Genomic DNA, 16077 nt, shown 5'->3' with positions numbered 1-16077 from the left:
CGCGGGTGATGTGGTTATCTGGCTCAATCAAAGTGGTGAGTTTTATCAATTTGATTGAGCCATTATGAAAGTTTGGGAGCTTGCTAAAACCAAAATCTGCCGATTTGGGGAATCTAGTCGCGATCAATAATTTAGCAGATAAGTATGAGTATGGTTTAGGTGTACCGCTGGATTTAGATATGGCAATTGAACTATATCAACAAGTAGCAGGTCAGGTCATAGTGGCAGATTTAAGTTTGGGTTGTATGTATTTAGAGGGACGAGGTGTTGATCAAGACTTCAAATTGGCTCGAAAACATTTAAATGTGGTACTGGATGCCCGGATTAGTGGGACAGATGAGATGCGGGTAGAAGCAATGCAATTAATCGCGTCCTTTACAGAAGACAACTCATTGCAGCAGGCACAATATTTTCTTAAAAACGCAAGGGATTACTCAATTGATCAGATTAATGATCAGATCCGAAAAATTGATTCCTTACAGTATCAAGTGGGTTATTGGTATTTAAATGGTTTCTATACCGAAAAAAATTTAGAGGAAACGGCGTATTGGATTCATAAAGCGGCGGATCAGAAAGACCCGTATGTAGAATGCAAGATTGGATATATATATGAAAAAGGGCTCTATTTTAATGCAGATTTAGACATTGCAGAAAAATGGTATGAGCGTTCATTACGAAAACTTTGTACAGCGTATACGCCTGAATATGTCGGAGAGCCGCTGAATCCTGAGTATTTAAAAATGTATGACAGCATCAATAATGAAGCACTCAAGGGATTGGTGTGTATTGAAGAAAAGCGACCGAAACGTAGCAGGTGGCAATTTTGGAAGAAATAAAAAGTAAATTTTTTGCAACGATTGCTATTTGCTATGGTTGTATCGTTAATAGCTTTTATAAATCTAAATATATGTATTTAATAAACTATTTTTATGTGAAATAGCTTTAAACTATAGGTTTATTATGATTTAGGTCTAAATAATGAAGCTATTTATACATTGTAGAGAGTGAATCCCGACCATTGTCGTGGTGTTTATTGATTATGTTTGAGCTGACAATTTAGTCACGTGCTTATGCGTGTTTTGCCATAAGGATGTTTACTATGGATGGAGATCAATCATGGCGTTAACACAACGTGAAAAATTACAAAAATTTCTGGTGGTTTTTTTATGCTTTTGGGTCGCTTTCTTTGAAGGTTTTGACCTGCAAGCCCCAGGAATTGCGGCAAAGGGAATTGCGCAAAGCTTTGCTTTAGATCAAGTGCAAATGGGTTATGTGTTTAGCCTTGGTGTGTTTGGTATGTTGTTTGGAGCTTTTTTTGGTGGACGCATTGCAGACTACTTGGGACAAAAGAAAGTTTTGATGTTGTCTATTGGTATTTTTGGGGTATTTTTCGCAATCACAGCCATCGCACCGAATCTTGAAGTTCTATATCTTGCTCGTTTCCTGACTGGACTCGGTTTAGGGGCAGCTATGCCAACCATGATTTCGGTGGTTGGAGATGAAGCTACGGAAGCCAACCGCGGTAAGCTCAATAGCTTGATGTACTGTGGTTTGCCTGTAGGAGCAATTTTTGTTGCAGGCTTAGCGATTTATTTTAAAGACATTCAGTGGCAAACTTTGTTCTTAGTCGGTGGATTGACTCCACTACTTTTGTTGCCGTTTATGGCGATGATTTTGAAAGATAAGCCTAGAACTGTACAGATCGAAACTGAATTTAATCAAGCTGTTCCAAAAATGGCAGATGTTCTGTTTAAAGCACAGCAATATCAACGAACAGTGCCTTTATGGTTAGGTTTCTTTTTTACCCTTATGATCAACTATATTTTAATTAGTTGGTTACCGAATTTATTGATGGAACAAGGTTTAACGAAGCAACAAGCCTTCAGTATTATGCTGATTTTTCAAGTCGGGGCTGTAGTCGGTACTTTGGGTTTGGGCTATTTGTTAGATCGTTTGAAACTTTGGCAAATGGCTAGCATTATTTATATCGGGCTTGCTGTAGCACTTGTTTTGTTGTTCACAACCACATCAATTCCGCTATTGGTTTTTGCTGGTGTAATGGGTGGAATATTTTCAACGGGTGGACAGTCGATTTTATATGGTATTTCACCTATCTTTTACTCTGGTACGGGCAAGGTTACAGGGGTGGGAAGTGCTATTTCTCTAGGTCGTCTGGGTGCAATGACTGGACCATTGTTAACGGGAAAAATTTTAGCACTTGGCCTTGGAGCTACAGGAATTTTAGTCGCAAGCCTACCAGCAGTAATGATTTCAGCGGCAGCTGTGACAGTCTTGTCTCGTTATAAAACGAAAGCATAAGTAACTTTTTGGTGTAAAGGGGTATTTAAGAAGCAGACGAGATTGTCTGCTTTTTGTTTTGACAGATAAACTAAGCTTAAGAGTTGTTTAATAGAAAAATAGATAAAAATTGCCAATTATGTTATTTCACAAAATCGTCGCTGTATCTTAAATTGATTTTACGTTCTTAATATGAGGTCAATAACATGACGATGAAATGTATCCGTTTTAACAGTGGAAAACTTGCATGCCAATGCTAGTTTGTATGAATCACCAAAAACAGCGCACTCGTCTTGGTTTAGGGGAGGTATCAAATCAAGATGAGCAATGAAAATGACAACCACAAGCAATTCAAATATCTAATACCAAAAAAACTGTAAAGCCCCTGAGATTGGGGCTTTTTTTATTTTAATCTGTAACTGTTTGATTCACAGCATCACGCACTTCTTTGGGTTCAATATGGCTAATTTTATTGCCAAAGCTACGTAACCACCACACCAGTTGCGAGGTGAAAGGTACTGTAGCATGAACCAAAATATGTCCATTTCCAAGCGGTTCTAATACTTGATTGGTGCTGAGTTTGGTTTCTTCCAAATACAACGCATCAATTTCAGTCATGGTCAGAGTGAGTGCAACATTCTCTGTGGGTTTAGAGAAGTCAACACGGAAACCCAAAGCACCTGATTCGATATATTCATCAATATCGAAATTAACAGGATGTAAGGCGCGAGAGTTCAAAACTGTGGCTGACTTGAAACGGTGCAGCGCGAAAGTTTGGATATCCGTTTTATCGTGGCGGGTACAAATCAGATAAATAATTGCACCTTTTTGGACCAATGCCAGTGGGTTTAATGTATAGGTTTTTGCTTCAATAGCTTGATTTAAGCCTTGATATACACATTCAAGTTGTTTGTCTTGTAGTAGTCCTTCGTAGATTGCTTGTTGTGCTGATTTTTCAACAATCGGAGGAATCAAAGGTTGAGTTGCAGGCACGATGCGTACACGGTTAATCCATTGACGCACATTGTTTTGTGTGGATAGACTTCGGCGAGCCAAGTCAAACCAAGGATTCATTTCTTCAATCAAACTTGGTGGCAGCAGATGTTTTAAGTGTTCCTCAACCATCATAAAAGTGACCGCCTGCGAACTGGTCATGTGCGGTAAACTCTGAATAGGTGCATCGGAGCGCCAGCGCCAACCTTGAGGAACCGTACCATTATTTTCAATAGGAAAACGTTGCGAAATTTGATTTAAATCACGTTGAATGGTACGTAAAGTAATGTCGATGCCTTCGCGTTGCAAAATCTCTTGCAACTCGCGTGTCCCCATCCATTTTCCAGTAGAAAGGCGGGATAAAATTTGCCACTGACGGTAGAGGCTATTGGACGTTTCTTTTTCTTGTGCAGACATAATGGAATAAAATATAGAAGGCGAAATTACTTACTTGAATGAGAACACAATAAAAAAACTCACTCGTTTAAGCAAGCTTTGCTTTAATTTTTTCAGTTATATTTTTTGACACAACTTAATGCGAAATAGAATTGAAGTGTTTGGCTTTTTATCAATTAATGAAAGAAAGCAATCACCATACCTATGGCATAGTTATTGCTTCATAAGTATTACATACCGATAATAATTGAGAGGTTTGTATGTTTAAAGAAGATAAAGATACAAATGTGAATACGATGTTGGAAGGCTACAACCTAGACCAACCTGTATTGAACCCGATCGACTCTCAAGATCGCTTATTGAGCCAATCTGTTGGATTATTCCATCAAATGACGTCAAATTTCTTTAACGAAATGACGGATGATAACGCGATGTCAGGCGATGCCTGTGTACGGATTGAGCAATGGTTGTCACAGTACAACTTAAAAGAACTTGAAGGATTAAACCAAGTCGCAAAGCAACATTTTTTATATGAAGGTATTACTTTTACTGTTTATGGAGAATCTGAGGGCATTGAACGCACTATTCCTTACGATTTGATTCCGCGAGTAATTGCGAAACAGCAATGGAATAAAATTTCCTCGGGTTCCGCACAGCGTGTAAGGGCTTTAAATTTATTTTTACATGATATTTATCATCAACAAGAGATTCTCAAAGCTAAGATTATTCCAGAACTTCAAGTGCTAACACATGAAGCGTATCAGCCACATATGTATGAACATAGCTTAAAAGGTAAAATTTACAGTCAAATCAGTGGTATAGATATTATACGTGATGGTCAGGGTGAGTTTTATGTACTTGAAGATAATTTAAGAACGCCGTCAGGCGTCTCTTATATGCTAGAGAGTCGCAAAATTAGTGAAAAATTAATGCCTGATTTAATGCAAAAAAGCAATATTTTAGGCATAGAACAATATCCACAATTACTCAAAGAAATTTTGGCTGAAAATGCCTATGTCGATCAGCCCTTTATTGTGGTGTTAACACCGGGACGTTTTAACAGTGCTTATTATGAACATGCCTTTTTAGCCCGTGAAATGGATGTGCCTTTAGTGACATCACGTGATCTTTTTGTTGAGCATGATAAAGTCTATGTGAAAACGATTCGTGGACGTCAGCGTGTTGATGTCATTTACCGCCGTTTGGATGATGCTTATCTTGATCCTTTATGTTTTATGCCAGACAGTACTTTAGGTGTAGCTGGATTAATGTCGGCTTATCTCAGCCATAACGTGGTGATTGCAAATGCGCCTGGCACAGGAGTCGCAGATGATAAGGCAATTTATCCTTATGTCGATAAAATGATCCAATTCTATTTAGGTGAAAAACCTATTTTAAAAAATGTTCCAACATATCAATGCCGTAACAAGCAAGATCTGGCTTATGTACTGGATAACCTTGAGCAATTAGTGGTTAAAGAGGCACAAGGCTCAGGTGGCTATGGTATGCTGATTGGACCGCAAGCTTGCAAAAGCCAAATTGAGCAGTTCAGAGACAAGCTGATGGCTACGCCACATTTATATATTGCTCAGCCTACATTAGAGCTTTCTGTTAGCCCAACGATGACTGAATTGGGTGTTTCAGAGCGCCATATTGATCTAAGACCTTTTGTACTTAGTTCCCCATATCGTACCGAAATCGTCCCTGGTGGACTAACCCGTGTTGCGATGAAAGAAGGTTCACTGGTGGTCAACTCATCCCAAGGAGGAGGAATTAAAGATACTTGGGTTGTAGAAAATTTACATTCATAAATAACTAAATATGAGGGTATAAGAATGATTTTATTAAGCACCAATGCAGAAAATATTTTTTGGTTAGGACGCTATTTAACTCGTACTCAATATTTGTGTTCACAGTTTCCGTTTACACAAGATCAACCTGCAATGGACTATGCACATGCGTTTTGCCTACCTGCTTTTGATGCTTGTTCGTTGAATGAACTGATTTTAGACCAAAGCAATCCTGCATCATTTAATCAACAATTTCAAAATGCTAAATCCAATGTGCAAGACTTGCGTGGTATTTTATCGGCAAAAGCCTATGCGGAACTAAATCAATTTATAAAAAATGCTACAGAAAATGCAGCTTATATTTGTGATGTTGTTGGTGAATGTCAGGATGTGCTCGAAGCAGAAGCAAGTGATGTATTTTTATTTTTTAGTTTAGGACAAATGATTGAACAGCTTGATAGGCAAATTCGTCTGAAGCAAGAGAAGCATCGTACATTGGTTGAGATTGATAATATTGTTGATGTGTTAAAAGGAATGGGGTGGATTGCTCTCGCTCAAGCGTGGACACAACTTAAAGCACAGCCAGATGCAATGAGTTTTTATCATTTTAGTGATTATATCCAACAACTGTTTGAGGTAGATGTATGAGACTTATGATCAACCATCAGACGCATTATCAATATAGTGAAGTTGCATGCAATAGCATCCAATATATTAAAATGACACCATCGGATAATTCGCATCAGGAAGTTTGCCACTGGCACGTGAGTGTGCCAGGAGTACGTGAAGAGAAACGAGATGCCTTTCAAAATATTTGGATCACGAGTTCACAGCGTGAAGCTTATCAACAATTGACCATTATGGCACAAGGTATTGTTGAGATTAACACGCAGGCCGAGCATGGTATTCAAGATCATCTTAACCCAAATTTATTTTTACAGCCTACGCCGAATACTCAATGTAATGCTGAAATGAAGGCTTTTGCACATCAGTATGTGCCGACAGTTAATCGTGAAAATTTAATGCAACTATCCAATGCAATTTTGGGGCATATTCCTTATGTAGCTGCAGAAACGTCGGTACATACATCTGCAATTGATGCATTTAATGGTCAGCAAGGCGTATGTCAGGACCATAGTCATGTTTTTATTGCGATGTGTAAGCATTTAGGCTTGCCAGTACGTTATGTTTCGGGTTATTTACATGTACCTGAAACTTCGCACCTCGCCAGTCACGCATGGGCAGAGGTGTATATTGATGATGTATGGTATTGTTTTGACACCAGTAATCAATTATTTAGACCGCAGTCGCATATTTATGTAGCTATAGGACGTGATTACTGGGATGTTGCACCCGTTCGCGGTGTACGTGAAAAAGGTGGAGTGGAATCTATGCATTCCATTGTACAAGTTTTAAGTTGTTAAGGTTTAGCTGAAAAGGATGTTCTATGACCTATTGTTGTGCTCTTCGTCTTCAAGATGGTTTGGTTTTTATTAGTGATACACGTACCAATGCGGGCGTAGACCATATATCAGTGTTTAGAAAGCTGTATACCTTTGGGATTGAGGGTGAACGATTTATTGCCATTCAGACCTCTGGAAACTTAGCCACAACCCAAGCTGTGATAGGACATCTAAAAAATCATTTGGAGTTAAGCCAAGAGCCCAATTTATATAGTGTCAACACTATGTTTGAGGCCGCAGAGCTGGTTGGGCATACCTTAAAAAAGGTTTTGGCAGATGTGACTTCAGATACGCAGGAACAAAGTAATTATTACTGTAGTTTATTGGTCGGCGGGCAAATTAAAGGTGCAGAAATGCAACTTTATAATATTTACCCACAAGGTAACTTTATTTGTGCAACGAAAGATACCCCTTATTTTCAAATTGGTGAAAGTAAGTATGGCAAACCAATTTTAGACCGCGCGCTACGCTATGACATGCCTTTAGATGAGGCCGTACGATGTAGTCTCATTTCGTTTGATTCGACCTTACGCTCTAACGTCTCTGTTGGCTTACCCTTAGACGCATTGGTATATAAAAAAGATAGTCTGCATGTTCCTGTAGGTAAAAGGATTTACGAAGAGGATCCGTACTTTTCAAGTATCAGTAAGCAATGGTCAGACACTTTAAGAAAAGGGTTGCAAGAACTGGCAAAACCTACAGATGACTATTTAGAATAATAGTCCTCGGTATTAAAAATAGAAACTTGTAGAAGTTTATGCGGCAAATTTTCTATGCAAGTATTTCAACTTCAAGTCATGTACAACTGTTTTAAGATGTTTGAGATATTTTAAAGCAAGCGCGCAATTTTAATGCGTTGTTGGATATTTCGGTTGTTCTTTACGGTGTAGATCAGCATTATTTTTTAATACTTAGTAGGTGATGACGTTGTTTTATGATGATTAATGTCAAAATTATTAAAAGCACCCCAGACATAAAGATATCAAGGTCTTTGAGATGAAAACCATACGGGCAAGATATTTTCAGACTTGAGGCATGAAGTATCTGTAACACCTGAAGCGTGTACATCATAAAATGTATGAGATGAGTTCTACTTAATTTGCCCCACAGACCATGCACCAACAGTAAATTGTTTAGTTGTTGCAAGATCTTGATGATGCTCAGGCTGATGATGGTTCGCACTGAAAAAAGCCCAAGTTAAAACTTGGGCTTTTTTGTTAGATTTGCTTGCGGGTAGGGCGGTTACTTAAACGGCAAAGTAACTCATAACCAATGGTTCCATTGGCTTCAGCTACTTCATCGACTAAACGGGTATTGCCCCAAAGTTCAACTTTTGCGCCTAATTGAGCATTGAGTCCAGTCACGTCAATTGCAATCATGTCCATTGCCACACGTCCAACCACTGGGACAGTTTGTCCTTTAATAGCAACATAGTTTTGCTTTGGAAATGCACGTGGGTAGCCATCACCATAACCAATAGACACAATAGCCAGCTCAGTTTTGTTGTTTGCGACAAAATGTGAACCATAACCAACTGCTTCACCTGCTTGAATGGTATTCAACGCAATGATTTCTGCTGTGAAAGTCATAACAGGTTTTAAGTCCAAGTCATGTGCATTTTTATCGGCAAAAGGCGATGCGCCATAAAGCATGATGCCCGGACGGACAAAATCAAAATTAAGTTCTGGCCATTTAAAAATAGCAGCCGAATTACAACAAGATGCGAGGATCGGAGCACAGGCATTTTTAACCTGTAGGAATTGTTCTCGCTGTTGGTCATTCAGTGGGTGCTGCTCGCTATCAGCATTCGCAAAGTGCATAGCCAGTACACATGTAAAGCCTTCGGCTTTCAGTGTGTTGATTACATCTACAATTTCAGCAACTTTAAAACCTAAACGGTTCATACCGCTGTTGAGTTTGACCCACACTTTAAGCTTGTTTTCGATATATGCAGTTTTATTCGCGAGTAACCAATCGACTTGTTGTGAATGGTGAATTACGCATTCAAGCTTTTGTTCGATGACACTCGACATTTCATCGGCCGTGAAAACCCCTTCAATCAGGGTAATCGGTTGCTCAAAACCGAGTGCACGAATTTCCAGTGCTTCTTCTAAACAGGCGACACCAAAGGCGTCTGTTTCACTTAAGGCTGCTAAACAGTCTTTGACTCCGTGTCCATAAGCATTGGCTTTGACCATGCTGACGATTTTCGCGTTTGGGGCAAGTTGTTTGACACGGTTTAAATTATATTGCAGTGCTGTACTGTCAATATAAACTGTTGCTTGACGCACCCTCATTACTCCTACAGGGTCATGGAAAGGCGATGATGAAGCATTAACTATTCTTCATCATCGTACTGAGCATAAAACTCAGGGGATAGATTACTAAAGCGGGTATATTGGCCTTCAAAGGCAAGTCGTACGGTACCAATAGGTCCGTTACGCTGTTTACCAATAATGATTTCCGCTGTGCCTGCTTCTTTGGACTCTTTGTTATAGACTTCGTCACGGTAAATGAACATGATTAAGTCGGCATCCTGCTCGATCGCACCAGATTCACGTAAATCCGACATTACGGGGCGCTTGTTGGGACGGTTCTCAAGAGAACGGTTAAGCTGAGATAGTGCGATCACAGGGCACATCATTTCTTTGGCTAGGGCTTTTAAGCTTCGTGAAATTTCCGAAATCTCGCCTACGCGGTTATCACCCATGCCAGGCACTTTCATCAACTGTAAATAGTCGACCATGATACAGCCCAATTTACCATCGTGCTGTTTCGCAATACGACGTGCACGCGCACGAACTTCTGTTGGGGGAAGTGCAGAGGAGTCATCAATATAGAGCTTTTTTTCTTGCAGTTGCAAAATAGTGCCCGTAACTTTAGACCATTCATCCCCATCAAGTTTGCCCGCACGCAAATGCCCTTGATGCACTTTCCCATAAGAAGAAATCAAACGCATAGCAATCGAATCTGCTGGCATTTCCATGGAATAAACCAGAGCAGGTAAGTCATTATTAAATAGCACACTTTCCACTAAATTCATTGCAAAGGTGGTTTTACCCATTGAGGGACGTGCTGCGACAATGATCAAGTCTCCTGCTTGCATACCTGATGTTTTATTGTCTAGTTCAACAAAACCTGTGGTTAAACCAGTGATGCTACCTTCCATCTGAGACAGTTCATTTAACTTATCAAAAACATCTGCTACAACGGTGTTGATAGCTTTCGGGCCTTGTGCCTTCGCATTGTTATTGTGTTGTTCAGCCAATGAGAAAATATTGGTTTCTGCCAAATCTAAAATTTCACTGACACTACGACCTTTGGTGTCATAGGCATTTTGTAGAATCTCAGAGCTGACTTTAATCATGCTGCGTAAAGTTGAAAACTCTTTAATCTTGGTGGCATAAGTTTCCATGTTATAGAAACTGGAAGGGGAGTCTGCCATCAGTTGCATTAGATATTCTTCACCGCCTACAGCATCGAGTAGGTTTTGTGTGGTGAGCCAATCATGCACTAAAACAGCGTCATAGGGGGAGCTGTCTTTAGAAAGTTGTGCAATGGCACGGAAAATATACTTGTGGCGTGTTGCATAGAAGTCATTTTCAGTAAGTACATCGCCGACTTGTTCAAAGGACTCAGCAACCGTCATTAGCGCGGCAAGAACAGCTTGTTCTAATGCTAAATTGTGCGGAGGCGTGCGGAATTCTTTCAGTTGCCCTGACTCATTCGGTTTATTGTCTTGTTTCGATGAGCTCTTTTGAGCAGTGGCAGTCGCCTGTGACATATAACGCCCTGATTTTTAATGCAGTAAATGTTGAAACAAAAGTCAATTTCACTGAAATTTTTTTTAAAATTTCAGTTGATCAGCAATATGCACTTTACCAAAAAATGTGCGTGCTGTGTGTTGAATTGAAAAACTGTGTTATGGATAAAAACCATCATGTTAAAAATGGATTTTGGAAGCCTAAATAGGACTGTGTAAAAAATGGCTTTTTGATAGAGATAAAAAAAGAGCATGCCAAGGCATGCTCTTTTTTTTGCAAGAAATTACTCAGATACGATAGTAACGAGAACTTCAGCAACAACATCATGGTGCAATTGGATTGCGATGTTGAATTCGCCAGTGTGACGAAGTGCACCGTTCGGTAAACGAACTTCTGCACGGTCAACTGTAAGACCAGCATTTGTTAACGCGTCAGCGATGTCACGAGTACCGATAGAACCGAATAGTTTACCTTCGTCACCAGCTTTAGCAGTGATCACGATGTTAACTTCGTTCAATTGGTCAGCACGTGCTTGAGCAGCAGCTAAAATTTCAGCTTCTTGTTTCTCAAGTTCAGCACGACGAGCTTCAAAAGCAGCAGTGTTAGCTTCAGTAGCTGCAACTGCTTGACCTTGAGGGATAAGGTAGTTACGGCCGTAACCAGCTTTAACTGAAACTTTATCGCCTAATTTACCAAGGTTTTTAATGCGTTGTAATAAGATAATATCCACAGCTCAACCTCACTTATGATTGTCAGTGTAAGGGATCAAAGACAAGTAGCGAGCTTGTTTAATAGCAAGCGCTAATTGACGTTGGTAACGAGCTTTAGTACCTGTAATACGGCTAGGAACAATCTTGCCGTTTTCAGTGATGTACTGTTTTAAAGTGTCGATATCTTTGTAGTCGATGTACGTAACGTTCTCAGCTGTAAAGCGGCAGAACTTGCGACGACGGTAAAAACGTGCCATTGATGTTCTCCTTATGCTTCAGCAGAGTCTTGAGCTTGTTGTGCTTCTTCACGTTGAGCTTTACGCGCACGTTTTTCTTCAGCACTCTTAGCCAATAGTGACTCTTCAGTGATAGCGTTTTCACGACGGATGATTAAGCTACGAATAATTGCATCGTTGTAACGGAACAATTCTTCCAACTCATCAAGAGTAGTTTGACCACACTCAACATTCATAAGAATGTAGTGAGCTTTGTGGATCTTGTTGATTGGGTAAGCCAATTGACGACGGCCCCAGTCTTCAAGACGGTGGATTTGACCTTCAGCTTCTTTGATGTGAGTTAGGTAACGTTCTACCATACCCACAACTTGATCGCTTTGATCTGGGTGTACCAGAAGTACGATTTCGTAGTGACGCATTGTCAGCTCCTTACGGATTATACAGCCCCTAACATAATTGTTAGAAGCAAGGAGTCACAACCAAGGTTGTGTCGCATTAGATGCGAAGGGGGAATTTTAGAGACTTTGCTCGCCAAATTCAAGGACTTCTCTTAAAAAGCCCTAATTATTTTGAGGTTTTGAGCGTAAAAGGAAGACCACATAACCTTTAAAGTTTGTATCATTCGCAAGCTTTGGCGGGCTTCGCCACTCACCGTGTTGAACGATGCCAATTTTATAAGGAAGTTTCAGTGCTGAAACTTTCTTTAGATAAGCTGCATAATTGGGTATGGTCGTTGAGCCTTGATAAGTTTGAATAACCAACTCATTGATGGTGTTATTGAGGAGCTTTAACGTCTCCTGATTTGTGACATTGGTCCAGTCCATTAAACCTGTGATACTGAGTTGATAGTGCTGAGGCAATTGTTTTCTTAATTGACTTAAAAATAGGGCATATTGTTGAATGTGTTTGGTTTTGGCATCGAAATCAATTTGTATGCCTTGAATATGATTCCCTGCATTTTCCCATTGCTGAACGCGTTTTAAAATTTGTGTAAGCTCATGGCCTTGCCAATTTAAATGATAATTACGAAAAACCAGCCACACCTTTTGTTGAGGAATATTTAAAACCTGCACCCCTTGTGGAATGAGGTGTGAATGATGAGTTTGCGGATGTAGACGAACTTCACCCTGTAATATATAAATTTCTTTGGCTGTTTTGAGATAAGGGGCTGATGAAATGTTGCCCCAAACCCAAAATGAATCATAGTCTTCGGCATTTACTTGACTAGATGTTAATGTTGAAGCTGACTGACTTGGCTGACAAGCCATGATGCCCAACATACAGATCAACATTAGGCCAAATGAAAAAAACTGCTTTATCATGAATCTTACCAGTAATACTTTAAAGATTGTGCCCAAGAGGTATTTGGATAGTCTTGTTTCATTTGATCGAACCATTGTTTACGGGTGGATTTAGCAACTTCTGCATCCTGACAGTCATTCATTCCGCTTGGTGAATAACACATGATTGAGCGATAAAGTGCATAAGCTTTTAAATCGGGTATAGAACTGGATTTGATAATGTTTTTATACACTTGCCCACGGGTAAAAATTGAACCTTGGAAGCGAGCGGTTTCTTTTTCTAAAGCGGTGACATAAGTGATGTTGTAGCCTTGAGGCGAGCGTGCATATTCACCCAGACACAGTTGGAGTTTTAAATCTTGAGGTGAATTTTCCAGTTTTTGAGTCAGGTTGAATAAGTCAGGGCATTGAATATGCGCAGTGATTTTTGTTCCTGTCCAAATGAAATCACTGAAGGGTGGCTGATTTTTATAGTTCGTATATGTTTCCGAATTATATTTATACTTTGCTGCGTCTTGTGGTAGCAGTACAAAGCCTTGATTAAACAGCTTATAGTTTTGATGAATTAATGATTTTTGCAAAGCTTTATACAAGGCTAAATTTTTTTGGTCAGTACTTGATGTTTTAGTCTGAATGATGTGCATTAAGCTTTTTTCATTGGCTTCATTTTCAATAAAGCTTTTTTGCAATGAAGCTTGTTTGATTTTAGCATCTGCGCTGATAAAAGCGCTGGCATTTTGCTGTTGGGCATAATGTGGATACAACATCAGCTCAAATAAACCACGCTGTTCGATTGTTTTAGCTCGGTCTAACCAATTTTCCCAATATTGCTGGGCATTTTGAGTTTGTCCGAGTTTTTCTAAAATACGACCTTTTAACAGTATTTGACTGAGTTGCAGGTAACTATTGGTTGAATTTGAGGAATGTTCTGGCAAATATTTTAAAGCTTCGGCTGGCTTGTTCTGTACAAAGAATAAGTGATTGGCTTGTAGGTATTGGAACAGTTCTGGCTGACTCTTAAATCGTGTTTTTTGGTTGTTGAGTTCAGACCAGCTCAAGATTTTAGCTTCTGCCGATGTTGCCTGACGCATTTGCATTAAATCTGAAATGGCTAGAAAGAAGGGATCTTTTAAATTTTTTGCATTGAATGAGCGGCTTTGAAAAACATGGCGATCCATTTCGAAAACTAGATTATCGAGTTCTAAATTATAGTATTTCGACTCTGGATGATTGATTTGCCATGCGAGTTCGTTGGTTAAGAGTTCGGTATTGCCACTTAGCCAATAACAACGACGCAGCAAACCACGTGCGCTGGCTGCATATTTTCCATTGGGAAAACGCTTGAAATATGTAGCGATATGCTCATAGGTGTTTTTGAGTAAAGTCTGATCTACTTTATCTATTTTTAAGTCACCATATTTACCAACTCCAGATTGGTAGCTTTCATTGAGGCTGCTACGAATCAACATATATTGAGAGGTTTCTTGGATCCAAGGATGATCAACCGTAGTTAATACTGAGTAAATTTTAGTTGCTATGGAAAAGTTACTATTGTAAAAGGCAATGGTTGCATTTAGATAAGACGCATATTGACGTGCTTGAATTGACCAGTTCGGATTAACTTGAATGAGGGCTAGATCACGGTCGCAGGCCGAGATATTTTGTCTTTCTTGAATCAGTAAATCTTTTTCCGCTTTGCTGAGATTTTTGTCGGCTTTTACCTGCTGTGTAAATTGATCCGAACCATTGTCTAAACTAGAGCAATGTTCTTGGTAGGGTGTCTTTTCATTACTTGGTTTTAAGCGAGCATTGGGGCGTTTATTGGTTACACTTTCAAACAGTGTTTTAGCCGCAAATGGTACGTTGCTATATTCGGTTTCCCAAAGCGGGCTATTTGGTTGATTAAAATTCAATTTGGCCAACCCCATGTCGCTCAGGAGTAGAAGCATATTGGTTTGGTTGTCATTAGCAGGCGTGAGTGCTGGTAAATTGTCACAGGCTGTATAGGCATTGGTTTGGATGTTGGTCGATGGGTAGCAAGAAACATCAAAACCAGAAAAACTGTGCGTGCTATAAGCAAGACTGATAGGAAACAAACCAATAAAAATAGATTTTTTTAGGAATTGTGATGGCATTTTGATTGCAGTGCATGAGTTATTGTTGTGCCTGCTATAGTAACAATTTAAAGATTAGACTTAAATATTAAATAAGTTGAAATAAAAAAAGATAGAGAGAACTCTATCTTTTTTAAAACAGTGGCAAATGTGGAGCAGGTGAAACGTAGCTAAAACTAAAACTAAAACTTAATGCGGTAATTAAAATCACTGAATATAAGAAATAGCGTTTTGCCCATAATTGATCATCTTCGGCTTTAAAACCAATCAGTGATAAATACACCCAATAAGCACAAAGTGCATTAAAAGTGATGAGGAAAAACACATTGGTATAGCCAAAACAATACAAACCATTTAACACCGCAGCAAACAGCAAGACATAAATCAAGCTTTCAACTTTTGTACGAAAAATTGAACGTGCGACAGGTAAAATTGGAATGCCTGCATTTTTATAGTCATTAAAGCGGTATACCGCAATTCCCCATGAATGAGGCATTTGCCAAAGTGCATATGCTAAGAAAATTAGTAATGCGGCAACATCAAATTCATTGGTTACAGCTGTATAACCGATCACTGGTGGACTAGCACCAGAAATACTTCCAATCACGGTTTGGTGAATAGATGTACGTTTGCTCCATAGACTATAAAAAATCACATAAACCACGAAACCAAGTACAGCAAAGCCAAAGGCATAGGCATTTACAAAGAACCAGAGTAGGGCAAAGCCCAATATTCCGAGCGCAGCAGAAAATGCTAGAGCAACGGAAGGACTGATGGTTTTTTTAACTAATGCACGGTTCATCGTCCGTTCCATCTTTTGATCAATATCTTGATCAATGACGTTATTGACGACACAGCCAGAAGCAACAACTAATGTTGTACCAAGTAGTGTGATGATAAGAAGAAGGAAATCTACAGACCCCTGAGCGGCTAAAAAGAAGCCGCCCAGAGTGGTAACGAAGTTACCAAAGAGAATTCCTGGTTTAGTCAGGAATAAATACTTTTTCAGCAT

General features: G+C 39.4%; 15 protein-coding genes. 6 read left to right on the top strand and 9 right to left on the bottom strand.

Annotated features, from left to right (window positions below):
* The first annotated feature begins 80 nt into the window (after positions 1 to 80).
* Positions 81 to 836 carry a tetratricopeptide repeat protein gene (locus ACE01U_RS04825; RefSeq protein ID WP_395578831.1) on the top strand — a complete coding sequence of 252 codons (756 nt, stop codon included), beginning with the start codon at positions 81 to 83 and terminating at the stop codon, positions 834 to 836.
* 280 nt (positions 837 to 1116) lie between these two features.
* Positions 1117 to 2319, top strand: coding sequence for a 3-(3-hydroxy-phenyl)propionate transporter MhpT (gene mhpT / locus ACE01U_RS04820; protein WP_395578830.1), 1203 nt, complete (start codon positions 1117 to 1119; stop codon positions 2317 to 2319).
* Between the two features lie 387 nt (positions 2320 to 2706).
* Here the strand turns inward: mhpT and ACE01U_RS04815 are convergent, their stop codons facing one another.
* A complete protein-coding gene (locus ACE01U_RS04815) occupies positions 2707 to 3708 on the bottom strand; it encodes a helix-turn-helix transcriptional regulator (protein ID WP_086207743.1) in 1002 nt (333 codons plus the stop codon).
* A 239-nt stretch (positions 3709 to 3947) separates the two neighbouring features.
* On the opposite strand from ACE01U_RS04815, the gene ACE01U_RS04810 reads away from it, so the two are divergent.
* Genes ACE01U_RS04810 through ACE01U_RS04795 form a run of 4 tightly spaced genes read left to right on the top strand, consistent with a single transcriptional unit; the run spans position 3948 to position 7659 of the window.
* A complete protein-coding gene (locus ACE01U_RS04810; RefSeq protein ID WP_395578829.1) occupies positions 3948 to 5498 on the top strand; it encodes a circularly permuted type 2 ATP-grasp protein in 1551 nt (516 codons plus the stop codon).
* A 24-nt stretch (positions 5499 to 5522) separates the two neighbouring features.
* Positions 5523 to 6125, top strand: coding sequence for an alpha-E domain-containing protein (locus tag ACE01U_RS04805; protein ID WP_086207741.1), 603 nt, complete (start codon positions 5523 to 5525; stop codon positions 6123 to 6125).
* Positions 6122 to 6901, top strand: a complete 780-nt coding sequence (locus tag ACE01U_RS04800; protein WP_119062906.1) for a transglutaminase family protein — start codon at positions 6122 to 6124, stop codon at positions 6899 to 6901. Before ACE01U_RS04805 ends, ACE01U_RS04800 begins: the two co-directional genes overlap by 4 nt.
* Positions 6902 to 6924: 23 nt before the next feature.
* On the top strand, positions 6925 to 7659 hold the full coding sequence (locus ACE01U_RS04795) for a proteasome-type protease (protein WP_086207739.1): 735 nt from the start codon (positions 6925 to 6927) through the stop codon (positions 7657 to 7659).
* A 498-nt stretch (positions 7660 to 8157) separates the two neighbouring features.
* Here the strand turns inward: ACE01U_RS04795 and alr are convergent, their stop codons facing one another.
* The 8 genes from alr to cyoE all read right to left on the bottom strand — a co-directional run bounded on the left by alr (position 8158) and on the right by cyoE (position 16077).
* The gene (gene alr, locus ACE01U_RS04790) at positions 8158 to 9231 is read right to left on the bottom strand and encodes an alanine racemase (RefSeq protein WP_395578828.1); all 1074 of its coding nucleotides are present in this window, start codon (positions 9229 to 9231) and stop codon (positions 8158 to 8160) included.
* A 47-nt stretch (positions 9232 to 9278) separates the two neighbouring features.
* A complete protein-coding gene (gene dnaB, locus ACE01U_RS04785) occupies positions 9279 to 10724 on the bottom strand; it encodes a replicative DNA helicase (protein ID WP_086207737.1) in 1446 nt (481 codons plus the stop codon).
* A gap of 263 nt (positions 10725 to 10987) precedes the next feature.
* Complete coding sequence (gene rplI, locus ACE01U_RS04780) at positions 10988 to 11434, bottom strand: 50S ribosomal protein L9 (protein WP_086207736.1); 447 nt, start codon at positions 11432 to 11434, stop codon at positions 10988 to 10990.
* Positions 11435 to 11443: 9 nt separating this feature from the next.
* Complete coding sequence (gene rpsR, locus ACE01U_RS04775; protein ID WP_004278792.1) at positions 11444 to 11671, bottom strand: 30S ribosomal protein S18; 228 nt, start codon at positions 11669 to 11671, stop codon at positions 11444 to 11446.
* A gap of 11 nt (positions 11672 to 11682) precedes the next feature.
* Positions 11683 to 12069, bottom strand: coding sequence for a 30S ribosomal protein S6 (gene rpsF / locus ACE01U_RS04770; protein WP_004696436.1), 387 nt, complete (start codon positions 12067 to 12069; stop codon positions 11683 to 11685).
* 141 nt (positions 12070 to 12210) lie between these two features.
* Positions 12211 to 12972: a DUF3142 domain-containing protein gene (locus ACE01U_RS04765; RefSeq protein ID WP_395578827.1), complete on the bottom strand. Its 762-nt coding sequence runs from the start codon at positions 12970 to 12972 to the stop codon at positions 12211 to 12213.
* 5 nt (positions 12973 to 12977) lie between these two features.
* The gene (locus ACE01U_RS04760; RefSeq protein ID WP_395578826.1) at positions 12978 to 15086 is read right to left on the bottom strand and encodes a PA5441 family protein; all 2109 of its coding nucleotides are present in this window, start codon (positions 15084 to 15086) and stop codon (positions 12978 to 12980) included.
* Between the two features lie 112 nt (positions 15087 to 15198).
* On the bottom strand, positions 15199 to 16077 hold the full coding sequence (cyoE, locus tag ACE01U_RS04755; protein ID WP_086207734.1) for a heme o synthase: 879 nt from the start codon (positions 16075 to 16077) through the stop codon (positions 15199 to 15201).

Origin of the sequence: Acinetobacter halobius (genome assembly GCF_044130335.1) — a bacterium.
Taxonomy (GTDB): domain Bacteria; phylum Pseudomonadota; class Gammaproteobacteria; order Pseudomonadales; family Moraxellaceae; genus Acinetobacter.
The sequence above is the reverse complement of the archived record's forward strand: the minus strand, read 5'-3'. Positions and strand labels throughout refer to the sequence as shown.